The sequence below is a fragment of the Pseudoroseicyclus sp. H15 genome, assembly GCF_054353345.1.
In genome coordinates this window covers 269,511-290,783 of the sequence record NZ_JBTHJE010000003.1, presented here as the reverse complement: position 1 = coordinate 290,783, position 21,273 = coordinate 269,511, and the positions used below count along the sequence as shown (strand labels likewise).

Here is a 21,273-nt window from a genome sequence, read left to right as displayed (position 1 = left end):
CGCCCCATGAGCACCATCATCGACATCCACGCCCGCGAGATCCTCGACAGCCGCGGCAACCCGACCGTCGAAGTGGACGTGACGCTCGAAGATGGCTCGATGGGCCGCGCCGCCGTGCCCTCCGGGGCCTCGACTGGCGCCTACGAGGCGGTGGAGAAGCGCGACGGCGACAAGGCGCGTTATCTCGGCAAGGGCGTGCGCGAGGCCGTGGCCGCGGTGAACGGTGAGATCGCCGAAGAGATCCTCGGCATGGATGCCACCGACCAGGTGGATATCGACGAGGCGATGATCGAGCTCGACGGCACGCCGAACAAGGGCCGGCTCGGCGCCAATGCCATCCTCGGCGTCTCGCTCGCCACGGCCAAGGCGGCGGCGGAATTCTGCGGCCAGCCGCTCTTCCGCTATGTCGGCGGTACGGGTGCGCGGGTGCTGCCGGTGCCGATGATGAACATCATCAACGGCGGCGAGCATGCCGACAACCCGATCGACATCCAGGAATTCATGATCATGCCGGTCGCTGCGCACACGATGCAGGACGCCGTGCGCATGGGCTCGGAGATCTTCCACACGCTGAAGAAAGAGCTCTCCGCCGCCGGCTACCAGACGGGCATCGGCGACGAGGGCGGCTTCGCGCCCAACCTCTCCTCCACCCGCGAGGCGCTGGATTTCATCCTGCGCGCCATCGAGAAGGCGACCTACACGCCGGGTGAGCAGGTCTATCTCGCGCTCGATTGCGCGGCGACGGAATACTACAAGGACGGCGTCTACGACATGAAGGGCGAGGGGAATGCCTTCTCCTCCGCCGAGAACGTCGACTACCTCGAGAAGCTGGTGAACGACTACCCGATCATCTCCATCGAGGATGGCTGCTCGGAGGATGATTGGGAGGGCTGGCAGATGCTCACCGAGCGTCTGGGCGGCAAAATCCAGCTGGTCGGCGACGACCTGTTCGTGACCAACCCTGAGCGCCTCGCCATGGGCATCGAGAAGGGCGCCGCGAACTCGATGCTTGTGAAGGTCAACCAGATCGGCACGCTGACGGAGACGCTGACCGCCGTCGAGATGGCCCACCGCGCCGGCATGACCAACGTCATGTCGCACCGCTCGGGCGAGACGGAAGACAGCACCATCGCCGACCTCGCCGTCGCCACCAATTGCGGGCAGATTAAGACGGGCTCGCTCAGCCGGTCGGACCGGATCGCCAAGTACAACCAGCTGATCCGCATCGAGGAAATGCTGGGCGCCACGGCGAAATTCGCCGGCACGTCGATCCTGAAGTGAAGGCGCTCCTGACATGACAGAGGTCCGGCAGATCGGCGGCCTTCGCGCGGTCGTTCTGCCGGAGGCCGGCCCCCGGCTGGCCGGCGAGCAGGGGGCGCTCGACGCTCTGGGCGAGAGTTACGGCATGGACGCCGACCTGCTGGTCATCCCGCTGGAGCGGCTCAGCCCCGGCAGCCTCGATCTTGCCACGCGCGAACTGGGGCTGATGCTGCAGAAATTCGCCAATTACCGGCAGCGCGTCGCCTTCCTCGGCGCCACCGACTGGCGCGCCGACCAGAGCCGCGCCTTCCAGAACTTCCGCTACGAGGCGAACAAGGGCGGCCAGGTGCTCTTCGCCGAAGACGAGGCCGAACTCGCCGCCCGCCTGCGCCCGTAGGCTGCGCGCCTGCCACGCCCCACCCTGCCGAACTGCCCCGCCGCCTCACAAACCGGCAAACCTCTTGCCTGCCCCCTGTTTTGCGGGCGCGAAGAGCCATGCCCATTGCCAGGCATATGCCGCGCAAATAGGCTCATCGCACCTCAATCGCCCACCCACCTGGGAGCAAGACCATGAAAAAGACCCTGCTGGCAGCCACAGCCCTTGCCGCACTCGGCACCGCCCTGGCGGCACAGGACAGCGAGCTCATCGTGCTCGACTATCCGGGCTTCGAAAATCCCGATTACCACCCGGCCTATATCGAGAAATACGGCATGAGCCCGACCTGGTCGTTCTTCTCTGACGAGGAAGAGGCGTTCCAGAAGGTCCGCGCCGGCTTCCAGGCCGATGTCACGCAGATCTGCGCCGGCTCCGTGATGAAATGGGAGGAAAGCGGCATCATCGAGCCCTGGGATATCAGCCGTATCCCCGAGTATGCGAATATCGACCGCAACCTCACCGGCACCGCCGTCTCCGGCGAGAACGACGAGGTCTATTTCATTCCGCAGAACTTCGGCTCCACCGCCATCGCCTACAACCCCGAGGAAGTGCCGGAAGAAGACGTCTCGACCCTGCAGGTCTTTGCCGACCCGAAGTACCAGGGCCGCGTCACCATGCCCGACAACGTCGATGACGCCTTCGCGCTTGGCTACCTCGCCACCGGCGTCAGCGACTGGACGAACGTGACCGACGAGCAGTTCGAGGCGGCTGCCGACTTCCTGCGCCAGGTGCACCCGAACGTGCGCACCTATTGGTCCGACCCGGCCGAGCTCGCGCAGCTGATGTCGACCGGTGAGATCCTGATCTCCTGGGCGTGGAACGAGACCTATCCGACGATGGTCGAGGAAGGCCGCCCCATCGCTTTCCAGCGTGAGCCGGAAGAGGGCTCGTCCGTCTGGCTCTGCGGATATGTGAACATGACCGATGGCGGCGGGTCGGAAGACAAGGCCTACGACTTCATGAACGCCATGCTCGACCCGGCCATCGCCCCGGCGCTGCTGGATTCGGGCTACGGCCTGGCCAACCGCAGCGCGCTCGACGGGATGGACCCGGAGGCGCTGGAGCTGGCCGGCATCGGCTCGGTCGACGTGCCGATCCTCGCCCAGCTGCCGATCCCGAACGATCTGCGCGAAAAGCATGCCGAAGCCTTCGAGCTTATCAAGGCCGGCTTCTGATCTCCGCGCGCCCGGCCCTCGCGCCGGGCGCGCCCCCCCTCAGCCGATCTGCAGCGAGGCGATTCTGCCGCCCGCCACCACAAAGCGGTGGGTCAGCGTGACCGGCGAGCCCTTGAACGACCCGCTGACGCGGGCCCGTACCCGCTCCTCCCCCTCTTCCTGCCAGACATCCAGCACCTCGGGCCGCGCCTCGTTGGCGATGGTGGCGCGGGCGATCCAGCTTTCGATCGCGTCGCGGCCGGTGACCCATTCGCCCTCGTCGAAGACACGGGCATCCTCCGCGAAAGGCACCAGCATGGCCGGTGCATCCAGCCGGGCAGCGGCGCCCAGATAGGCGGCGACGGGGGGTGACATCTGTTGCATGTCTCTCATCCTCGATTGTTGTGCGTCAGAGTTGGGCCTAGGCTGCCACCCGCACAAGAACGGACAAAATGGTGGCCGACGCACCCGCAGGTAAGCGCCCCGACTACGATGCAGCCTCCGCCTCTGCCGGTGTGGAGCGGGTGCTGAAGATCATCGGAGGCCGCTGGAAGCTCATGATCCTGTTCGAGCTCTTCTCGGGCCGGGTTCGCCGCTTCTCGGAGCTTGAGCGCGCCCTGCCCGGAGTATCGCAGAAGATGCTCACCCAGCAGCTCCGCCAGCTGGAGGAGGACGGTGTCGTTCTCCGGCACATCTATCCCGAGGTGCCGCCCCGCGTTGAATATCGCCTGACGGACTGGGGCCAGTCGCTCTGCCCGCAGCTAGACGGCCTGCTCCGTTGGGCGGAGAATGCACCGGAGCCGGCAGAGACCAGCAAGCCGAGCCAGGATTAATCCGGGGGGGCGCCGCCGCCCCTCAGCGCACCAGCCGCGAGTGGCCGCCGCGCGCACCGGGGGGCGGGTCGCCCGGAATGTCGGCGCGGCCGTAATGGCTGTTCAGGTACTGGCTGCTGCATTCCTGCCCGATGCTGATACGGCCGCCGAGCGAGGCATTGTTGTTCGCAAATTCGTAGTAGAGGCCCGAGGCCGTCATGGCACCGCCCGGGTTGAACTCCGGGCTGACGCCGAGAACGTTGTGCGAGCTCACCGATTTGCCCCAGCCGCCCATAGACAGCGACGACCGGCCGAAGAGGTAGACGGAGAATTCGTCGCTGTCGCACCAGGCCGATTTCGGCCCCCAGGTGATGTTGCCGGCGAGCCCGATCGTATCGGCGAAAACGAAGAAATTTTCGAAATGCAGGTCGTTGCCGCCGCCAACGCCAAGCCGGCCATTGACGAGAAAGGCCACGTTATGCGCCTGCACATTGCCGGCGAACTGGGCGCTGCCATTGATGAGATAGATGGTGTTGGGCTGCACGTCGCCGGGCTGGATCGTCCACCAGCCCGATTTGCGCACGATCTGCGCCGGGGCGCCCTCGCCCACAAAGTCGGGCAACAGGTCGCCGGAATAGGTGCTCGCGCCGGAATTCCAGAGCGTGTTCCACATCTCGTTCCAGCGCGCGGGCAGCGTCGGCAGGATGACGGGCGAGACGGAGCGCTCGACCTTAAGCGTCTCTTCCGGCAGATCCTCGGGGCTGTAGGGCGCCAGATAGATCTGGCTGAGGCTGGGCGCCGAGAAGCGCACCGTATCCTCGAAATAGTCGTTGCCGCCGGTGGCCACGCCCGTCTGCCCGTGGATGCAGGTGTCGCCGTAAAGCGAGTTCCCGCCGCCCGTCTGGATATGACCCGTCGACAGGAACGTCGCCGCCGAGCAGCCGGGCGGAGGGGGCTCGCCACCGGCGCCGCCCGAGGAGAGCGCGATGGAACTGGCGCCGATCTGGAAGCTGTCGGTGCCGACGAGGTGGAGCAGATAGGTCGACAGCTCGTTGCCGCGATCATTGGTGCGCTTCGGCCAGACGCGCACTGCCGTCACCTCTTCGGGCGTCAGGCCGGCGGAGAGATATTCGACGAAATCGCCCGTCTCATCATCATAGGTCCCGAACTCGACATCGGTCGCATTGACGATGCCATCCGCGCCAAGGTTCATCCGCGCCACGCTGACAGCGGTGTTGCGGGCCGTGTCGAGATCGTCGAGCTGGGTGGCGGCGGCAAGCGCCGCGGCATCGGCGGCCACCTGCAGATGCGTCTGCTCGCGCCAGCCGTTGGAATAATCCAGCGCGAGGCCCATCACCATGGCCGAGGCCAGCAGCATGAACATGCCCTGAATGCTGCCCGAGCCTGCCTCGCCGCGGGCGAAACCGGCTGCTGCGCGCGTCAGGCGGCGCAGCGCGGGGGTTGCACACTTACGAGCCGTCATTCTCAACCAGCATCGAGACTTCGGCGACGACGGTGCCGTCCTTGATGGCGTCGGCGAAGAGGGTGAAGGCGCTGAACGGCGCAGAGATCGAGGTGGTCACGAAATCGCCCGAGGTCGTCACCCGGGCATCGAGCCCGCCCACACCGGGGAATCGCGCCGCGAGCTGGCTTTGCGCCTCGGCATCGGTCAGCGCGCCCACGGCAACCTGGCGAGAGGCATCGCGGGCGGCGACGAAGAATTGCGATTGCTTCTGCATCAGCATGGTGGCGTCGACCGTGATGCCGAAGACAAAGAAGATAACGGGCACCCACATGACGTATTCGACCGTCACGCTGCCATCCTCACGGTCGCGGAACGCGCGCAGCTTTCGAATGCAAAGGTTGAATGTCCGACGGACCACGGATTCTACAGCCCCGATGAGTTTCCATCCTTATGGATAGGGGCCCTGCCCGGCGGTTTTGGGGCACCAGCACGACATTTCGGTGCCACGGCTGCCCCAGCCCTGCCGCAATCCTGCCCGCAAGCAGTTGCCCCTTGCCGAGCGCAGGCACGGCCCCTACATTGAGAGCTGTCCTTCGGGACTATGGACATAAACGCGCTCGTAATAAGCGGATCGGACCCGGGGGCGGTACCCGGCGGCTCCACCAAAAGCCCTTTGTTGGGGGGATAATGGGGCCGAAACAGGATCGACGAACGTCTAAAGGTGTGGCTTTGTCCCGGTTAGGTACCACCGTTATCGGTCCGTAAAGTACAATTGCCAACAACAATCGTGCTCCGATCGCCCTGGCTGCGTAAGCAGTCCGGAAGATCGAAATCTAAGCCCTTGCGCCTAGCAGCGTAAGGCGGGGTTCGCAGGCACCTGGCAACAGAAGCCTGCACTTTCCTCTTATTCTTGAGTAACTTGTGCGGCGTTCTTCGTGCAACTTGCGGCGCTCGCTCCCGCCCGACCGCCGAGCATATGTCTTGCGCGATGGCCTGCGGGCCGCTTTGATGACCGGCATGCTGCGGTGCCTCGCCTTGCTCGCCTGCCTTCTGGCCCGCCCGGCGCTGGCCTGCGACACCGCGCTTCTGCTCACCATCGATGTCTCCAACTCGGTCGACGTCGCCGAATACCGCCTGCAGGTCGACGGGATGGCCGATGCGCTGGCCGACCCTGAGATCCGGCAGGCCATGGTCGACGGGCGGGTCGCCATCGCGGTGATGCAATGGTCGGGCGAAGACAGGCAGCAGCTGTCGCTTCCGTGGCGGCGCATCGGCGGCATGGATGATGCCATGGCCCTGTCGGCAGAAGCCCGCGCCCTGCCCCGCGCCTTCCAGCTCTCCGACACCGCCCCGGCCGAGGCGATCCTCGCCGCGCTGCCCCTTTTCGCGGAGGTGTCCGATTGCCGGCGCCATGTCATTGATGTCTCGGGCGACGGCACACCAAATGCCGGAAGCGATGTCGCCGCCGCCCGCCGCATGGCCGAGCGCCAGGGGGTGACGATCAACGGCATCGCCATCGAGGCGCTGGGGCAAGGCGTGGCCATCACTGGCTTCTACGCCCGCCAGCTCATCACCCGCGACGGCTTCGTCCTCACAGCGCGCGGCCACCGCGACTATCCCGAGGCGATCCGCCGCAAGATCCTGCGGGAATTGTCGCGGGTCTTCGGCTAGCGTCCCCATGAAGCTTTGATGACAGCGCGCGGCGGCTCTTGCCTCGCAGCGCTCCGCCTGTCTGATGCACTCCCATGACCCTCGGCGCCCTCACCCTCGTCTTCCTGCGCATCGGCTGCCTCTCCTTCGGCGGCCCGGCGGCTCAAATCGCGCTGATGCAGCGTGAGCTGGTCGAGCGGCGGCCCTGGCTGACCGAGGCGGAGTTCCTGCGCGCCCTCTCCTTCTGCATGCTGCTGCCGGGGCCGGAGGCGATGCAGCTGGCCACCTATGCCGGCTGGCGCCTGCGCGGCATCGCGGGCGGGCTAATCGCCGGAGCCCTGTTTGTCGCGCCCGGCGCATTGGTCATCGCCGCGCTCGCCGCGCTCTATGCCGCGCATGGCGACCTGCCGGCGGTGCGCGCCGCCTTCCTCGGCATCCAGGCCGCTGTCGTCGCCATCGTTGTGCTCGCCATCCTGCGCCTCGCGGGCCGGGCGCTGAAAACCTGGCCGCACCGCGCCATCGCGCTCATCGCCTTCGTCGCGCTCTACGCCGCGCATCTGCCTTTTCCGCTGGTGATCCTCGCGGCCGGCGCCTGGGGCTTCTTCACCACCACCCCCGGCACCGCGCGCCCCGCGCCCGCCGCCACGCCGTGGGCGCTGATCGCGCTGTTCCTCGCCCTCTGGGCCGCACCGCTGCTTGGCGCCTGGGCCGCGGGAGAGGAGCTGCTGCTGGCGCTCGGCCTGTTCTTCTCCAAGCTTGCGCTCGTCACCTTCGGCGGCGCCTATGCCGTGCTCGCCTGGATGACCGAGGAGGTGGTGCGCAATCAGGGCTGGCTGACGGCGGCACAGATGCTGGATGCGCTGGGGCTGGCAGAAACGACGCCTGGCCCCCTGATCCTCGTCACCGAATTCGTGGGCATCCTTGCCGGTCAGGCGGAGGGCAAGGGCGTCGCCGCCGGCCTCATGGTGCTCTGGGTCACCTTCCTGCCCTGCTTCCTGTGGATCTTCGCCTTCGCGCCGCGCATCGAGGCGCTCACCCACGCGCCCCGCCTCAGCGCCGCGCTGGCCGCCATCTCCGCCGCCGTCGTCGGCGTCATCGCCAACCTGTCGCTGTGGTTCGCGCTGCAGGTGCTCTTCGCAGAAACCTACGCGCCCAGCCTCGGCCCGCTCACGCCCCTGCTGCCCCGTTGGGAGAGCTGGCAGCCTGCCGCGCTGGCCCTCACGCTGGCCTCCGGCCTCGCGTTGCGGCTCGGCGCGCCTCTGCCGCTGGTGCTGATCGGGGCGGCGACTGCGGGGCTCGGATTGGGGGCGCTCTAACGGGGGCGCCCCTTTCCAATCCACGAGAATTCCCTATGTTCGGGAAAACGCAAAGAGAGGGCCTGCCCCCGTGTCCAAGTCCATCGACTACGGCAAATTGATGCACAAGGCCATGCGTGGCCTGATCCTTGAAGTGCTCACGCGGGTGTCGAAAGAGGGCCTGCCGGGCTCGCACCATTTCTTCATCACGTTCGACACGCGCCATCCGGGAGTCGCCATCGCCGACTGGCTGTCTGGCCGCTATCCCGACGAGATGACCATCGTTCTGCAGAACTGGTTCGACGATCTGGACGTGGGCGAAGACGGCTTCGGGGTCACGCTCAACTTCGGCGACAAGCCCGAGCCGCTCTACATCCCCTTCGATGCCATCCGCACCTTCGTGGACCCCTCGGTCGAGTTCGGCCTGCGCTTCGAGACGCAGGATGACGACGAGGAAGAGGTGGCCGAAGCCGAAGAGACGGACGAGGCGGAAGAGGCCGAGGAGACGCCGCACAAAGATGCCGATGTCGTCAGCCTCGACAGCTTCCGCAAAGGCTAGGCGCCGAGAAAGCCGAGCAAAAGCCGGCTCTTGACCAGCCAGGCCACCCCGAAGCTCGCGAGCGCGGTTGCCTCGCCGACATACATCGGACGGGCCATCCAGCCCTGCGCGGCGATCCAGGTCTGCGCGCCCACCAGCACGAAGCCGGCGACGATGCCGAGGCTGCAGGCATAGTAGATCGTGTTGCGGATGCGCTTGGCCGCGCCCACCTTCCCGCCGGGCTCGCCACCCTCCCTGTCGACGGTCCGCACCCGGGTGAACGACCAGGCGGAGAAGTAGAACAGGATGGCGAAGAGCGTGATGGCCGCGCCGGAATGGATGATCGCCGAGCGGCGGCTCGCCAGCAGCGCGCTGACATCGCCGATACCGAGGTAGGTCGCATCCTCGAAGGTCGAGGGCACCAGCTCACCGGCCTCCAGCGTCAGCACCATCGTCGGGCGAAAGTCGATCTCGCCGCTGGCGAGGCAGCCAATATTCGTGGTGGGGAAGAGACCCACCAGAATGGCCGCCACCCCCGCCACCGACGCAAGGCGCCCGTCGAGCCTGGTCTCACCCCTGTAGCGGATCAGGAAGGCGCCGGTGAAGGCCAGCGCCGCCACGAAGAAGCCGCCCGCCAGCGGCTCGTAGAAATAATGGCTGATCGACAGCCGCTGGCAGAAGAGCGAGTTCGCCCGGTCGATCAGCGAGACGCCGAAGGCCAGGAACAGGGCGATGCCGCCGATGATCAGTGCCGTCGCCCGTTCCTTCTGCAAGGTCTCCGCGGGGCTTTGCGCCATGTAGGCGCTGTCGGGCGCCATCATCCGGTCGCGCGTTTGCAGAATGTTCATCGCCGCCCCTCCACTATCCTGCCGCCATGCTGGCCCAGGCTCGCGCGCCGGCCAAGCCCGGGATTCCCCACCCGGCCCAGCGCGGCACCTTGCGCGATTTACTTGACCCGGCACCGCCGCTAAACGAGGCGCCAGGCTCGCGAGGGCCGTGATCGCGAGGGAGAAACAGATGACCGCCACCCGCACAGAGACCGACAGCTTCGGCCCGCTCGAGGTTGCCGCCGACCGGTATTGGGGCGCGCAGACCCAGCGCAGCCTGCAGAACTTCCCCATCGGGTGGGAGAAGCAGCCCGTCGCCATCGTGCGGGCGCTCGGCGTCATCAAGCAGGCCTGCGCCGAGGCCAACAAGGCGCGCGGCAAGCTGCCGGCGGAGATTGCCGATGCCATGATCGCCGCTGCCGGCGAGATCGTGGAAGGCAAGCTAGACGATCACTTCCCGCTGGTCGTCTGGCAGACGGGCTCGGGCACGCAGAGCAACATGAACGCCAACGAGGTCGTCTCGAACCGCGCCATCGAGATGCTGGGCGGCGAGATGGGCTCCAAGAGCCCCGTGCACCCAAATGACCACGTCAACATGGGGCAATCGTCGAACGACACCTTTCCCACCGCCATGCATATCGCCGTGGCGATGACCGCGCGGGATGTGACCATCCCCGGCCTCCGCAAGTTGCTGGATGCGCTGGAAGCCAAGGTCGAGGAATTCGACGGCATCATCAAGATCGGCCGCACCCACACGATGGATGCCACACCCCTGACGCTTGCGCAGGAATTCTCGGGCTATGCCCATCAGGTGCGCATGGCGATCACCCGGGTCGAATCCGCCCTGCCCCGCATCTACGAACTCGCGCAGGGCGGCACGGCGGTGGGCACGGGCCTGAACTCCCCCGTCGGCTGGGGCGAGACGGTTGCGGCCAACATGGCGAACATCACCGGCCTGCCCTTCGTGACCGCGCCCAACAAGTTCGAGGCGCTGGCCGCCCATGACGCCATGGTGGAGATGTCGGGCCAGCTGAAGGTCGCCGCCACCTCGCTATTCAAGATCGCCAACGACATCCGCCTTCTGGGCTCCGGCCCCCGCTGCGGCCTCGGCGAGCTGATGCTGCCGGAAAACGAGCCCGGCTCCTCCATCATGCCCGGCAAGGTGAATCCCACCCAGTGCGAGGCGCTCACGCAGGTCTGCGCCCATGTGCTCGGCAACGATGCCGCCGTCGGCTTCGCCGGCAGCCAGGGGCATTTCGAGCTCAACGTCTACAAGCCGATGATGGCCTATAACGTACTGCAATCCATGCAGCTTCTGGGCGACGCGGCGAGCGCCTTCACCGACAATTGCGTCGTGGGCATCAAGGCGAACACCGACCGCATCGAGAAGCTGATGCGCGAGAGCCTGATGCTGGTCACGGCGCTGGCGCCGACCATCGGCTACGACAACGCCACGACCGTCGCCAAGACGGCGCACAAGAACGGCACGACGCTGAAGGAAGAGGCGGTCAAGCTCGGCTTCGTGGATGAAGAGACCTTCGAAAAGGTCGTCCGCCCCGAAGAGATGATCGGCCCCAAATGAGCCAGCCCGTCAGCCTGTCGAAAGCGAGGAAGGCCAAGGCAAAGGCCGACAAGCGCCGGCAGGCTGATGAAAACGCTGTGAAGTTCGGTCGCACCAAGGCCGAACGCTTGGCGGACGAGGCGAGGTCGGCGAAAGAGGCCGCCCGCCTCGACGGCCACAAGCGAGAGCCATGAGCGGTCGCCCGGTCAAGCGTTCGCTGACGCTGAAGGGCCACCGCACCTCCGTGTCGCTGGAAGAGAGCTTCTGGCGAGAGTTCAAGCGCCTGGCCGCGGCCCGGCAGCAGCCCATCAACGCGCTGGCGGCAGAGATCGACGCGGGCCGCGGCGAAGTCGGGCTGGCGAGCGCGCTCCGGGTCTGGGTGCTGGCGGAGGTGAAGGCCGGGCGGTAGAGGCCGGCTTTCGCGCCCTACGGGTCAGGCTGTAGGGCGGGCTTCAGCCCGCCACACCGCCGGCCTCCCCTCAGACTATCCGCAAGTGAGCCGGGCCGGCGCTCGCCCTGCGCCTGCGGCGCGCATCGAGCGGGGAATGAGCGGCCCGCCCGCTACTGCGTCAGCAAAACCGACAGCGGCGCGAACTGTACCTGTCCGGCGCGGTTGGCCGTCTCCCACAGCGTCAGCGCGCTGATCGTCGCGGGTCGCAGCCGCGCCAGCAGCACCACGCCGGGATAGCGCCGCGCCTGAAACGCCGCCTGATCGAGGAAGCGGCGGATGACGCGGGCGTCCTGCCCCTCGCCGTCGAGATCGCGATAGACCACGCCGGCGGGCACGCCCTCGGCCTCGGCCAGGCGCAGGCCGGTGCCCAGACCCTCGTCCATCGTCACAAAGCCGCGCCCCTCGTCGGCCAGCCGCGCCATGGTCTGCTCGGCCACCGGCTCGCGCGTGGCAATGCCGCCGGCATCCACCAGCGCAACCGCCTCGGGCAGCGTGCGAAACACGGCTTCCAGAGCGACCTCGGTATCCTGCGGCGTCGCACCCTCTGGCAGCCGCGCGATGGCGGCGACCTCGTAGCCCGCCGCGCGCCAGGCCTCCATCGCCGCTTCGGCGCCCTCGCGGCTGGGGTCGAGAAGGATCGTCGCCGGCACGCCAGTCTCGTCCAGCGTCTCGGGCGGCAGCGAGCCGTCATCGTAGATGAGGATCGACAGAAGCGGCAGGCCGGCGGGCGTGAACTCGGCGCCATAGGCCTCGATCGCCGGAACAGGCGCCGGCGCGGGGGCCTCGCCCTCCGCCGCCACAGCCTCGTCGCTGCCAAGGCGGCGAACGGGCGGGCCGCTGCTCTCCCCCGGTAGGCCGCTGGTGCCGCCCCGGGCGATCACCTGCGGGCCGTCCTCCTCTGCCGCGGCACCGTCCTCGACAATGACAGCATCCGGCAGGGCGGCGGGGCTGGTGGCGACGGCGAGGTCGGCCTCCTGCTCGGGCAAGGCGGGCAACGGGCTCTGCGGGTTGGGCAGTACGGGCTCTTCGGCCTCAGCGATCTCCAGCGCGCCGGCCTCCGCCTCGGGCAGGCCGGGCGCTGCCGGCGCCTCGCCCGCCTCACCAACGGGGGCCGTCTGGCGCGCCAGCTGGGGCTCCGCCTCCCCACCCGGCGCCACCGGCTGAACCGGCTCATCCAGCGTCGGCGCCGCGGCATCGGCGAGGCCGAGCGGCGCCTCGGGCGCGATCTCGGCCGCCGGGATCTCCGGCGAGGCGGGAGCATCTGAGGCGGGCGTCTGAGGTGCCGCAAGCGCCTCCGCCGATGCGCTGGCGACCTCTGGCGGAGCCTCGCTACCCGGCGCCTCGGGCTGCATGGGCTCGCCCAGCTCCGGGCCGGAAGCATCAAGCGCCGCGAAATCGGGCGCGCTGTCGACCTCGGGTGCCCCGAGCCCGGCAGGGGCATCGCCCGCATCCTCGACCGGCGCCGAAGCTCCGGCAACCGCCGGCTCCGCCTCTTCGCCCGGCGCCTCCGGCTGCGACAGCCCGCCAAGCTCCGGCGCAGCACCCTCGCCACCCGGCAGCACGCCCGGGTCTTCCGACGTCGGCGCCACAGGGGCACCCGGCGCCGCATCCGCCACGTCGGCATCCGGCATCCGCGCCGCTGAGCCCGGCGCCACCGTCTCGGCGGTCACCGCCTCATCCGCCGGGGCCGCCGGCTGCAGCGCCGCGGCGCCGGAGCGCGCGGGCGGGGCGGCCTGGCCCTCGACCGGCGCCGTGGCCTCATCCTCGACCTCCGGCGCGAAGCCCGCCCCCGGTTCGCTGCCCGTCTGTGGCGCCTCAAGCGTCTCGCCGCTTTCGGGCGCCTGCTCGGGCGCCGCCGCCTCGGGCGCGCCCGGCGTCACCGACGCCGGTGCCTCTCCCTGCCCCAGCGGCGCGCTTCCCGGACCGTCCGCCTCCAACTCCGGCGATGTCACCAAGGGCGAGGAGACGTCGGGTGCAGCCGGCGGCGCGTTGCCCGGCGGCTGCGGGGCCGCGACGGAGGCCACCACCAGGGCGCTGCCACCGACAAGCAAACCGAACACAATCCCCCAAAGCAGCCCGCGTAGCACCAAATTCCTCCTGCCCCTCGTTCGGCCTCTCTCGCCCGGGTGCCGCTTGACGCCGCGCCCGCGCAAGGGCCATGTTGCCGCGACTTTACGCCCTCAGGCCCCACCCGGGCCAGACCCAATCGCCGGACCGCTTATGCTGCTGCTCATCGATAATTACGACAGCTTCACCTACAATCTCGTGCATTACCTCGGTGAGCTCGGGGCCGAGGTGGCGGTGCGGCGCAACGATGCGCTGGATGTGCAGGCGGCCATGGCGCTGAACCCCTCTGCCATCGTCCTCTCCCCCGGCCCCTGCGACCCCTCGCAGGCCGGCATCTGCCTGGCGCTGACGGAAGCCGCGGCAGAGACACGCACGCCGCTCCTCGGCGTTTGCCTCGGGCACCAGACCATCGGCCAGGCCTTCGGCGGCAAGGTCGTGCGCTGCCATGAAATCGTGCACGGCAAGATGGGCCGGGTCAGCCACAAGGGCACCGGCCTCTTCGCCGGCCTGCCCTCGCCCTTCCTCGCCACGCGCTACCATTCGCTGGTGGTCGAGCGCGAAAGCCTGCCAGAGAGCCTGGAGGTCACCGCCGAGCTCGATGACGGCACGATCATGGGCCTCGCCCATCGCGAGCTGCCGATCCACGGCGTACAATTCCACCCCGAGAGCATCCGCTCCGAGCATGGGCACCAGATGCTGAAGAACTTCCTCGACAGCGTCGATGCGCCGGCGGTGGCGGCATGAGCGACGCGATGAAACGCCTGATCTACGCGGCCTCCGAAGGGCCGCTCAGCCATGCCCAGGCCGAGGAGGCCTTCGCGATCCTCTTTGAGGGCGCGGCGACGCCGGCGCAGATCGGCGGCTTCCTCATGGCCATGCGGGCACGGGGCGAGAGCGTGGCGGAATATGCCGCCGCCGCCGCCGCCATGCGTGAGCGCTGCATCTCGGTCACGGCGCCAGAGGGCGCGATGGATATCGTCGGCACCGGCGGCGACGGTAAGCACACGCTCAACATCTCCACCGCCACGGCCTTTGTCGTGGCCGGCGCCGGGGTGCCGGTGGCCAAGCACGGCAACCGCAACCTCTCTTCCAAGAGCGGCACGGCGGATGTGCAAAGTGCCATGGGAATCAACGTGATGGTCGAGGCGCCCGTCGTGCAGCGCGCACTCGACGAGATCGGCATCGCCTTCATGATGGCGCCGATGCATCACCCGGCAATGAAGCACGTCGGCCCCGTTCGAGCGGAGCTGGGGACGAAGACGATTTTCAACATCCTCGGGCCCCTGACCAACCCCGCCGGCGTGAAGCGCCAGCTGACAGGCGCTTTCGCGATCGACCTGATCTTCCCGATGGCCGAGACGCTGCAGCAGCTCGGCACCGAGAAGGCCTGGCTCGTGCATGGCTCTGACGGGACTGATGAGATCTCGATCTGCGGGCCGACGGCCGTCGCCGCGCTGCAGAACGGCCGCATCACCTCGATGGAGGTGCACCCCGAGGATGCCGGCCTGCGGGAGCACGACTTTCGCGACATCATCGGCGGCACGCCCGAACAGAATGCCGAGGCGTTTCGCGCCCTGCTCGACAGCGCCCCCGGCGCCTATCGCGATGCAGTGCTGCTGAACGCAGCCGCCGCGCTGGTCGTCGCCGATAAGGCGGCCTCGCTGGCCGAGGGCGCCGAGATGGCCGCCGAGAGCATCGACAGCGGCGCCGCGCGCGAAAAGGTTCTGGGGCTGGGCCGCATCACCTCCGCCGCATGAGCACGCCCGCTCTGCCGGGCTGGGAAGACCTCGCCTTCTGGCGCGAGGGCTGGCCCGCGGTGGAAGCCGCACTCGCCGCCGAAAGCCGCCCGGTGCTGCCACCATCGGAGCAGATCTTCGCCGCTCTCGCCATGCTCCGCCCCGAAGAGGTGCGCGCGTTGATCCTGGGGCAAGACCCGTACCCGACGCCCGGCCACGCCCACGGCCACGCCTTCTCGGTCGCGCCGGATGTGCGACCCCTGCCTCGCTCTCTCGGCAATATCTTCAAGGAGATGGAGGCCGATCTTCAGGCAACGCCGCCGAACGGTGACCTGCGCTTCTGGGCCGCCCAGGGCGTGATGCTGCTCAACACCGCCCTCACCGTGCCCGCCGGCGCCGCGAACGGTCACGAGCGGATTGGCTGGCTGCCACTGGTGCGCGAGGTCATTGCCCGCGTCTCCGAGCGGCCCACCGCCTTCCTGCTCTGGGGACGCCCGGCACAAAAGCTCGGGCAGGCCGAGATCCGGCCCGGCGATCACCTCATCATCGAAAGCGCACATCCCTCGCCGCTGTCGGCCCGGCGCGGCTTCTTCGGCTCGCGCCCCTTCAGCCGGGTCAACGACTGGCTGACGCAGCAGGGCGACAGACCCATCGACTGGGCCGGCTCTTCGCTTTCCTCTGCGCCAGCGGAAGAGTAGAGAGACCCCATGGATATTCTCGACAAGATCAAGGCCTACAAGCTCGAAGAGATCGCTGCTCGCAAGGCCGAAACCTCGCAAACGCAGATCGAAGAGCGTGCCGCCGCCGCCTCACCGGTGCGCGGCTTTGCCTCTGCCCTGCAATCGGCCATCCGCGATGGCTACGGCCTCATCGCCGAGGTTAAGAAGGCCAGCCCCTCGCGCGGCGTCATCCGGCCCGATTTCGACCCGCCGGCCCTCGCCCAGGCCTATGAGGCCGGCGGCGCAGCCTGCCTTTCGGTGCTGACTGACGGCCCCTCGTTCCAGGGCGACGACAGCTTCCTCGTCGCCGCCCGCGATGCCGTGACGCTGCCCGTTTTGCGTAAAGATTTCCTCTACGATCCGTGGCAGGTCGCTGAAGCGCGCGCGCTCGGCGCCGATTGCATCCTCATCATCATGGCCAGCGTCAGCGACGATCAGGCGCAGGAGCTGGAAGAGGCCGCGACCCGCTGGGGCATGGACGCCCTGATCGAGGTGCATGACCAGGACGAGCTTGACCGCGCGCTCCAGCTCTCATCACCGCTTATGGGCATAAATAATCGCAATCTCAAGACCTTTGAGACCGATCTTGAGACGACCCGCACCCTCGCCCGCCTTGTTCCGGCAGAGCGGATGATCGTGGCGGAAAGCGGCATTTTCACGCCTGACCATATCGCCGATCTCGCTCAATACGGCGCCCGCTCCTTCCTCGTCGGCGAAAGCCTGATGCGGCAGGAGGATGTCGAGGCAGCAACCCGCGAGCTGCTGGCCGTGCCGGCCCGGATGGGAGGCCTCTGAGATGCTGAGCCATTTCGACCAGAAGGGCGAAGCGCATATGGTCGATGTCTCGGAGAAAGACGTCACCACGCGTGAGGCCCGGGCCGTTGGGCACATCAAGATGACCCCGCAAACCCTTGAATTGGCACGCTCCGGCACGGCCAAGAAGGGCGATGTGATCGGCACCGCGCGCCTAGCCGGCATCATGGCCGCCAAGCGCACGTCTGACCTCATCCCGCTCTGCCACCCGCTCCCACTCTCCCACGTCTCGCTCGCCATCGAGCCCGATGACGCGCTGCCAGGCCTGCGGCTGAAGGCTGTCGTGCGTACAACAGGGCGCACGGGCGTGGAGATGGAGGCGCTGACAGCCGTCTCGGTCGCGGCGCTGACGCTCTACGATATGCTGAAGGCCGCCGAGAAAGGCATGGAGATCGGAGAGATCCGGCTTGCCTACAAATCCGGTGGCAAATCGGGGGTGTATGAGGCGTGATTAGCGTCGCTGAAGCGCTGGAGCAGCTCTTCGCGCTGGTCACCCCCTTGGGCAGTGAAGAGGTGCCGCTCACCGAGGCCGCAGGCCGCGTGCTTGCCCACCCCATCGCCGCCCGCCGCCTCCAGCCGCCGTTCTCCGCCTCCGCCATGGATGGCTATGCCGTTGCCAAGGCGGATGTCGCCGCCGGTGCAAGGTTGAATGTTGTAGGTGAGAGTGCGGCTGGGCATGGATTTACCGGCCGTATCGGGCCCGGCGAGGCTCTGCGCATCTTCACCGGTGCCCCGGTGCCCGAGGGCGCCGACTTAGTGATCCTGCAGGAGGATGTGACCCGCGAGGGCGATGTGATCACACTCAGCCCCGAGGCGGGCCAGAGCGTCAACATCCGCCCCGCCGGCGCGGATTTCGGCCCCGGCGACGAGCTCTCCGCCCCGCGCCGCCTGTCCCCCGCCGATATCGCCCTCGCCGCGGCGATGAACCACGCCACACTGCCCGTCGCGCGCCGGCCGGAGGTCGCGATCATCGCGACGGGCGACGAGCTGGTGGCGCCGGGAGAAGACCCCGGGCCCGACCAGATCATCGCCTCGAACACCTACGGTCTTTACGCGCAACTTCAGGCGCTTGGCGCGGCCCCGCGCCTGCTGCCCATCGCGCGCGACAATCTGGAGTCTCTCGCCCTGGCCTTCCGCCTTGCCGAGGGCGCCGACCTTGTGATCACGGTCGGCGGCGCCTCTGTCGGCGATCATGATCTGGTGGCCGATGCCGCGGTCGGCGCGGGGCTGGAGCGGAGCTTCTGGAAGGTCGCCATGCGGCCCGGAAAGCCGCTTATGGCGGGGCGCATGGGCGATGCCATGCTGCTGGGATTGCCGGGAAATCCCGTCTCGGCCCTCGTCTGCGGCAGTATCTTCATGGCGCCCGTGATCAGAGCGATGCTCGGCCTGCCCGCCGCCCCGGCCCCGCGCCGCACGGCCCGCCTCGCCGCCCCGCTCGCCGCCAATGGCCCGCGTGAGCATTACCTGCGCGCACAGACGGGGCCGGATGGCGTGACGGCCTTTCCCAAGCAGGATTCCTCGCTCCTCTCGATCCTGTCCAACGCAGATTGCCTGATCGTGCAGCCGCCGAACGACCCGGCGCGCCCCGCCGGGCGCGAGATCGAGGTCGTACCGCTGTAGAAGCGGTTGACACAAAACAGGAACACATATAGAACATTCGCCAAACCAAACGGCGAAGGGCCACAGGATGCTGACGCGTAAGCAGTTGGACTTGCTGGAGTTCATTCACAAACGGGTCCAGCGTGACGGGGTCCCGCCCTCGTTTGACGAGATGAAGGAAGCGCTCGACCTGCGCTCCAAATCCGGAATTCACCGCCTGATCACCGCTTTGGAAGAGCGCGGCTTCATCCGCCGCCTTGCCCACCGCGCCCGCGCGCTGGAAATCGTGAAGCTCCCCGACGCTCTTGAAGAGAAGCTGCGGGCCGAGAAGAAGGTCGTCGACCTGCCCCGCCGCACCAGCCCGCGCCCGACGCCCAAATCGGTGCCCGCCGCGGCGACGATTGCCGCGATGGAACTGCCGGTGATGGGCCGCATCGCCGCCGGTGTGCCGATCTCGGCCATCAGCGAGGTCTCGCACCAGGTGGCTGTGCCGCAATCGATGCTCGGCCAGGGCGATCATTTCGCGCTGGAAGTTCGAGGCGACTCAATGGTCGGCGCCGGTATCAACGATGGCGACATCGTGGTCATTCACGAGACGCAATCGGCCGATGACGGCGACATCGTTGTCGCGCTGGTCGAGGAGGAGGAAGCCACGCTCAAGCGCCTGCGCCGTAAGGGCGGCATGGTGGCGCTGGAAGCGGCGAACCCGGCCTATGAGACGCGCATCTATCGCGGTGACCAGGTGCGTGTGCAGGGCCGCCTCGTAGGGCTTATCCGCTCTTACTGACGTAGCAATGAGGCGTAGCGACAGGCCGGCGCCGCCTCTGGCCGCGGGCCCTGGGCTGTCCATGGGCGCGAGCCTGCATGGTCAGCGGCCGTTTCGATGACGAGCGCGCTGTCGTCCAAGCGGAAGGCGAGCGCGCCGGTGCGGCGCAGGCGCGTGACGTCGTAGACGTCGCAGGGCCGGGTCGCCTCGTCCTCGACGTTCAGCACCAGCACCTCCGCCCCGCCGCAGCCCTCAAGCGAAGCCAGCGCCCGGCTGCCGCGGACCTGAAGGATCGGCGTGCCGGCTAGGCTAAGTGCCACCCGGCCCTCCACCTCTGCCAGCGCCCCCCCTCCCGCCATCTCCTCCTGCGAGGCGAGCGAGCCGTCGTTCTCCAGCCATATGCCGGCGGCGTAGCTGTCGGTCCGCTCCCGGCTCATCGCCCGGCCCTCGGGGGTGAGCAGTCCCAGCAAGCCGCCGCTCTCAGAGACCAGCAGCTCCGGCCGCGCCGCGCCCTGCCAGAGCACCAAAGCCAGCGCCGCGGGCGCCAGCCCTGCCCAGCGGCCCCTGCCCTGCCAAAGCGCCAGGATCAGCCCGCCCAACGCCACCAGTGGCAGTACCAAGGGTGGTGGCGAAACCACGGCCCCGACGGCGCCGTCGGCGGAGGAGATGCGCTCCGCCACCGTGAGGATCCAGCGAGAGCCGGCCTCCATCATGGCCAGGCCCGGCGCCTCCAGCCCCAGCGGCGCCAGCAGCGCGGTGATCACCGCGCCGGGCATCACCAGCAGGCCCATCGCGGGCACGGCCAGCAGGTTCGCCGCCAGCCCGTAGAGCGCCACGCGGTTGAAATGCGCTGCGGCGATGGGGGCCGTGGCCAACCCCGCCACCAGGGATGACATCGCCAGCAGGATCGCCGGCATCGCCCAGCGCCAATGCCTCCCGCGCCGCGCCAAAGGCCAGGGCGAGACGGCGCCAAAGATCGCCACCAGCGCCACCACGGCGGCGAAGGACATCTGAAAGCCCGCGTTCACAAGGCTTTCGGGCCGCAGCACCAGCACCAGCGTCGCCGCCACGGCCACGGCGCGCATCGAGATGGCGCGCCTGTCGAGCAGCACCGCCGTCAGCGCGACGGCCGCCATGATGGACGCGCGCTCTGTCGGCACAGCCCGCCCCGCGAGCGCCAAATAGGCCGCGGCGGCGGGCAGCGCGACGAGCGCTGCCAGCTTCTTGGTGGAGACGCGCAGCGCCAGCGGCGGGATCAGCGCCAGCCCGCCGCGGACGCCGGCGAAGACGAAACCGGTGAGCAGGCCCATGTGCATCCCCGAGATGGCGACGAGGTGGTAGAGGCTGGCGCCCCGCAGCGCCTCGGCCCCGTCGGGGCTCAGCCCCGAGCGGTCGCCCGTCGTCACGGCCGCCGCGAAGCCGCCCGCATCGCCCGCGATCTCGCCGCGCATCCAGAGCGAGAGCGCCCGCCGCGCACGGCCCAGAGGCACCGCGCCGGGTTCGGCCGGCTCCAGCAGCAGAACCGGGGCGCGTGTGTAGCCGAGCGCGCCCAGCCGCTGGAACCAGGCGTGGCGGCGAAAGTCGAAGTCGCCCGGCTCGGCAGGGCCGGAGGGGGGCGACAGATGCGCGGTGGCGATCACCACGTCGCCCGGGCTGGGTGAGAGGTACGCCATCGGCCCGAAGAGCGAGATGCGCACACGCTCTGGGGTGCGGGCGGGCGACATATCCTCCAGCACCACCCGGTCGAGCAGCAGGCGCGGCGCCTCGCTGGCGGAGATGTCGACGGCGCGCACCCGCCCCTCCACCGGGCCATAGTAGCGGAAGCCCAGCACCGGCGCCTCGACTGCGCGCACCCGGGCGCCGGCGAGGCCCGCGCCGAGCGCCACAAGCGCCAGTCCAAGAGCCAGCGGCGCCCAGCCCGGCCCCATGCCCCGCGCGGCCAGCGCAGCGGACAGGCCGGCGAAGCCGATCAGCCCCCAGCCGAGGCCCGAAGGCTCCGCCGGGGCGGACAGATAAAGCCCGATGCCGAGCGCCAGGCAGACCGGCACCCAGGTGAGCAGATGGCCGCGCTGGTGCAGAAGCGGGGCGGGGATGTTGAACCGGCGGCGCACTTGTCCTTTGACC

23 protein-coding genes and 1 other RNA gene are annotated in these 21,273 nt (G+C 68.5%); 18 read left to right on the top strand and 6 right to left on the bottom strand.

Annotation, left to right across the window (positions count from 1 at the left end; translation table 11 throughout):
- The first annotated feature begins 6 nt into the window (after positions 1 to 6).
- The 3 genes from eno to ACXN5S_RS08835 all read left to right on the top strand — a co-directional run bounded on the left by eno (position 7) and on the right by ACXN5S_RS08835 (position 2,871).
- Complete coding sequence (gene eno, locus ACXN5S_RS08845; protein ID WP_458605054.1) at positions 7 to 1,281, top strand: phosphopyruvate hydratase; 1,275 nt, start codon at positions 7 to 9, stop codon at positions 1,279 to 1,281.
- Positions 1,282 to 1,294: 13 nt separating this feature from the next.
- Positions 1,295 to 1,657, top strand: coding sequence for a DUF4180 domain-containing protein (locus tag ACXN5S_RS08840; RefSeq protein ID WP_458605053.1), 363 nt, complete (start codon positions 1,295 to 1,297; stop codon positions 1,655 to 1,657).
- Positions 1,658 to 1,830: 173 nt separating this feature from the next.
- Positions 1,831 to 2,871 (top strand): extracellular solute-binding protein, encoded by a 1,041-nt coding sequence (locus ACXN5S_RS08835; protein ID WP_458605052.1) that lies wholly within the window; start codon positions 1,831 to 1,833, stop codon positions 2,869 to 2,871.
- Between the two features lie 39 nt (positions 2,872 to 2,910).
- Here ACXN5S_RS08835 and ACXN5S_RS08830 read toward each other — a convergent pair whose 3' ends face one another.
- Positions 2,911 to 3,234 carry a nuclear transport factor 2 family protein gene (locus ACXN5S_RS08830; RefSeq protein WP_458605051.1) on the bottom strand — a complete coding sequence of 108 codons (324 nt, stop codon included), beginning with the start codon at positions 3,232 to 3,234 and terminating at the stop codon, positions 2,911 to 2,913.
- 71 nt (positions 3,235 to 3,305) lie between these two features.
- Between ACXN5S_RS08830 and ACXN5S_RS08825 the strand changes: the two genes are divergently transcribed.
- A complete protein-coding gene (locus ACXN5S_RS08825; protein ID WP_458605050.1) occupies positions 3,306 to 3,683 on the top strand; it encodes a winged helix-turn-helix transcriptional regulator in 378 nt (125 codons plus the stop codon).
- Between the two features lie 22 nt (positions 3,684 to 3,705).
- Here ACXN5S_RS08825 and ACXN5S_RS08820 read toward each other — a convergent pair whose 3' ends face one another.
- Together ACXN5S_RS08820 and ACXN5S_RS08815 are read right to left on the bottom strand one after the other, a co-directional pair.
- Entirely contained in the window at positions 3,706 to 5,145 is a 1,440-nt protein-coding gene (locus ACXN5S_RS08820; RefSeq protein WP_458605049.1) for a pilus assembly protein TadG-related protein, read from the bottom strand.
- A complete protein-coding gene (locus ACXN5S_RS08815) occupies positions 5,132 to 5,545 on the bottom strand; it encodes a TadE/TadG family type IV pilus assembly protein (RefSeq protein WP_458605048.1) in 414 nt (137 codons plus the stop codon). Before ACXN5S_RS08815 ends, ACXN5S_RS08820 begins: the two co-directional genes overlap by 14 nt.
- 130 nt (positions 5,546 to 5,675) lie before the next feature.
- Between ACXN5S_RS08815 and ssrA the strand changes: the two genes are divergently transcribed.
- The 4 genes from ssrA (at position 5,676) to ACXN5S_RS08795 (ending at position 8,631) form a co-directional block, all read left to right on the top strand.
- Positions 5,676 to 6,025: a transfer-messenger RNA gene (ssrA, locus tag ACXN5S_RS08810) on the top strand.
- Positions 6,026 to 6,144: 119 nt separating this feature from the next.
- Complete coding sequence (locus ACXN5S_RS08805) at positions 6,145 to 6,798, top strand: DUF1194 domain-containing protein (protein ID WP_458605167.1); 654 nt, start codon at positions 6,145 to 6,147, stop codon at positions 6,796 to 6,798.
- A 74-nt stretch (positions 6,799 to 6,872) separates the two neighbouring features.
- The gene (chrA, locus tag ACXN5S_RS08800) at positions 6,873 to 8,093 is read left to right on the top strand and encodes a chromate efflux transporter (RefSeq protein ID WP_458605047.1); all 1,221 of its coding nucleotides are present in this window, start codon (positions 6,873 to 6,875) and stop codon (positions 8,091 to 8,093) included.
- Positions 8,094 to 8,163: 70 nt separating this feature from the next.
- A complete protein-coding gene (locus ACXN5S_RS08795; protein ID WP_458605046.1) occupies positions 8,164 to 8,631 on the top strand; it encodes an SspB family protein in 468 nt (155 codons plus the stop codon).
- Here the strand turns inward: ACXN5S_RS08795 and ACXN5S_RS08790 are convergent.
- Positions 8,628 to 9,458 (bottom strand): hypothetical protein, encoded by an 831-nt coding sequence (locus ACXN5S_RS08790; protein ID WP_458605045.1) that lies wholly within the window; start codon positions 9,456 to 9,458, stop codon positions 8,628 to 8,630. The genes ACXN5S_RS08795 and ACXN5S_RS08790 overlap by 4 nt on opposite strands.
- 169 nt (positions 9,459 to 9,627) lie before the next feature.
- Between ACXN5S_RS08790 and fumC the strand changes: the two genes are divergently transcribed.
- From fumC to ACXN5S_RS08775, 3 genes are read left to right on the top strand one after another with little or no spacing between them, the layout of a single operon-like run.
- On the top strand, positions 9,628 to 11,019 hold the full coding sequence (gene fumC / locus ACXN5S_RS08785; RefSeq protein WP_458605044.1) for a class II fumarate hydratase: 1,392 nt from the start codon (positions 9,628 to 9,630) through the stop codon (positions 11,017 to 11,019).
- On the top strand, positions 11,016 to 11,192 hold the full coding sequence (locus tag ACXN5S_RS08780) for a DUF4169 family protein (protein ID WP_458605043.1): 177 nt from the start codon (positions 11,016 to 11,018) through the stop codon (positions 11,190 to 11,192). Before fumC ends, ACXN5S_RS08780 begins: the two co-directional genes overlap by 4 nt.
- Positions 11,189 to 11,407 (top strand): ribbon-helix-helix domain-containing protein, encoded by a 219-nt coding sequence (locus ACXN5S_RS08775; protein WP_458605042.1) that lies wholly within the window; start codon positions 11,189 to 11,191, stop codon positions 11,405 to 11,407. Before ACXN5S_RS08780 ends, ACXN5S_RS08775 begins: the two co-directional genes overlap by 4 nt.
- Positions 11,408 to 11,559: 152 nt before the next feature.
- On the opposite strand, the gene ACXN5S_RS08770 is transcribed toward ACXN5S_RS08775, so the two are convergent.
- Positions 11,560 to 13,536 (bottom strand): divergent polysaccharide deacetylase family protein, encoded by a 1,977-nt coding sequence (locus tag ACXN5S_RS08770; RefSeq protein ID WP_458605041.1) that lies wholly within the window; start codon positions 13,534 to 13,536, stop codon positions 11,560 to 11,562.
- A gap of 133 nt (positions 13,537 to 13,669) precedes the next feature.
- Here ACXN5S_RS08770 and ACXN5S_RS08765 point away from each other — a divergent pair, with 133 nt between their 5' ends.
- The 7 genes from ACXN5S_RS08765 to lexA all read left to right on the top strand — a co-directional run bounded on the left by ACXN5S_RS08765 (position 13,670) and on the right by lexA (position 19,170).
- The gene (locus ACXN5S_RS08765) at positions 13,670 to 14,260 is read left to right on the top strand and encodes an anthranilate synthase component II (RefSeq protein ID WP_458605040.1); all 591 of its coding nucleotides are present in this window, start codon (positions 13,670 to 13,672) and stop codon (positions 14,258 to 14,260) included.
- Positions 14,257 to 15,273, top strand: a complete 1,017-nt coding sequence (gene trpD / locus ACXN5S_RS08760) for an anthranilate phosphoribosyltransferase (RefSeq protein WP_458605039.1) — start codon at positions 14,257 to 14,259, stop codon at positions 15,271 to 15,273. The genes ACXN5S_RS08765 and trpD overlap by 4 nt, the downstream gene beginning before the upstream one ends.
- Positions 15,270 to 15,950: a uracil-DNA glycosylase gene (locus ACXN5S_RS08755; protein WP_458605038.1), complete on the top strand. Its 681-nt coding sequence runs from the start codon at positions 15,270 to 15,272 to the stop codon at positions 15,948 to 15,950. Before trpD ends, ACXN5S_RS08755 begins: the two co-directional genes overlap by 4 nt.
- A 9-nt stretch (positions 15,951 to 15,959) precedes the next feature.
- Positions 15,960 to 16,766, top strand: coding sequence for an indole-3-glycerol phosphate synthase TrpC (trpC, locus tag ACXN5S_RS08750; protein ID WP_458605037.1), 807 nt, complete (start codon positions 15,960 to 15,962; stop codon positions 16,764 to 16,766).
- A 1-nt stretch (position 16,767) separates the two neighbouring features.
- Complete coding sequence (gene moaC, locus ACXN5S_RS08745) at positions 16,768 to 17,235, top strand: cyclic pyranopterin monophosphate synthase MoaC (protein WP_458605036.1); 468 nt, start codon at positions 16,768 to 16,770, stop codon at positions 17,233 to 17,235.
- Positions 17,232 to 18,404, top strand: coding sequence for a molybdopterin molybdotransferase MoeA (locus ACXN5S_RS08740; protein ID WP_458605035.1), 1,173 nt, complete (start codon positions 17,232 to 17,234; stop codon positions 18,402 to 18,404). The genes moaC and ACXN5S_RS08740 overlap by 4 nt, the downstream gene beginning before the upstream one ends.
- A 67-nt stretch (positions 18,405 to 18,471) precedes the next feature.
- Positions 18,472 to 19,170: a transcriptional repressor LexA gene (gene lexA / locus ACXN5S_RS08735; RefSeq protein WP_458605034.1), complete on the top strand. Its 699-nt coding sequence runs from the start codon at positions 18,472 to 18,474 to the stop codon at positions 19,168 to 19,170.
- Here the strand turns inward: lexA and ACXN5S_RS08730 are convergent.
- On the bottom strand, positions 19,164 to 21,260 hold the full coding sequence (locus ACXN5S_RS08730) for a ComEC/Rec2 family competence protein (RefSeq protein WP_458605033.1): 2,097 nt from the start codon (positions 21,258 to 21,260) through the stop codon (positions 19,164 to 19,166). The genes lexA and ACXN5S_RS08730 overlap by 7 nt on opposite strands.
- Positions 21,261 to 21,273 lie beyond the last annotated feature (13 nt).

Bases quoted from the DNA above. Each gene is read 5' to 3' on its own strand.
- lexA (WP_458605034.1), top strand. From the start codon at position 18,472: ATGCTGACGCGTAAGCAGTTGGACTTGCTGGAGTTCATTCACAAACGG.
- moaC (WP_458605036.1), top strand. From the start codon at position 16,768: ATGCTGAGCCATTTCGACCAGAAGGGCGAAGCGCATATGGTCGATGTC.
- ACXN5S_RS08805 (WP_458605167.1), top strand. From the start codon at position 6,145: ATGCTGCGGTGCCTCGCCTTGCTCGCCTGCCTTCTGGCCCGCCCGGCG.
- ACXN5S_RS08830 (WP_458605051.1), bottom strand. From the start codon at position 3,234: ATGCAACAGATGTCACCCCCCGTCGCCGCCTATCTGGGCGCCGCTGCC.
- ACXN5S_RS08775 (WP_458605042.1), top strand. From the start codon at position 11,189: ATGAGCGGTCGCCCGGTCAAGCGTTCGCTGACGCTGAAGGGCCACCGC.
- eno (WP_458605054.1), top strand. From the start codon at position 7: ATGAGCACCATCATCGACATCCACGCCCGCGAGATCCTCGACAGCCGC.
- ACXN5S_RS08835 (WP_458605052.1), top strand. From the start codon at position 1,831: ATGAAAAAGACCCTGCTGGCAGCCACAGCCCTTGCCGCACTCGGCACC.
- trpD (WP_458605039.1), top strand. From the start codon at position 14,257: ATGAGCGACGCGATGAAACGCCTGATCTACGCGGCCTCCGAAGGGCCG.
- ACXN5S_RS08780 (WP_458605043.1), top strand. From the start codon at position 11,016: ATGAGCCAGCCCGTCAGCCTGTCGAAAGCGAGGAAGGCCAAGGCAAAG.
- chrA (WP_458605047.1), top strand. From the start codon at position 6,873: ATGACCCTCGGCGCCCTCACCCTCGTCTTCCTGCGCATCGGCTGCCTC.
- trpC (WP_458605037.1), top strand. From the start codon at position 15,960: ATGGATATTCTCGACAAGATCAAGGCCTACAAGCTCGAAGAGATCGCT.
- ACXN5S_RS08820 (WP_458605049.1), bottom strand. From the start codon at position 5,145: ATGACGGCTCGTAAGTGTGCAACCCCCGCGCTGCGCCGCCTGACGCGC.
- ACXN5S_RS08840 (WP_458605053.1), top strand. From the start codon at position 1,295: ATGACAGAGGTCCGGCAGATCGGCGGCCTTCGCGCGGTCGTTCTGCCG.
- ACXN5S_RS08790 (WP_458605045.1), bottom strand. From the start codon at position 9,458: ATGAACATTCTGCAAACGCGCGACCGGATGATGGCGCCCGACAGCGCC.
- ACXN5S_RS08755 (WP_458605038.1), top strand. From the start codon at position 15,270: ATGAGCACGCCCGCTCTGCCGGGCTGGGAAGACCTCGCCTTCTGGCGC.
- ACXN5S_RS08765 (WP_458605040.1), top strand. From the start codon at position 13,670: ATGCTGCTGCTCATCGATAATTACGACAGCTTCACCTACAATCTCGTG.
- fumC (WP_458605044.1), top strand. From the start codon at position 9,628: ATGACCGCCACCCGCACAGAGACCGACAGCTTCGGCCCGCTCGAGGTT.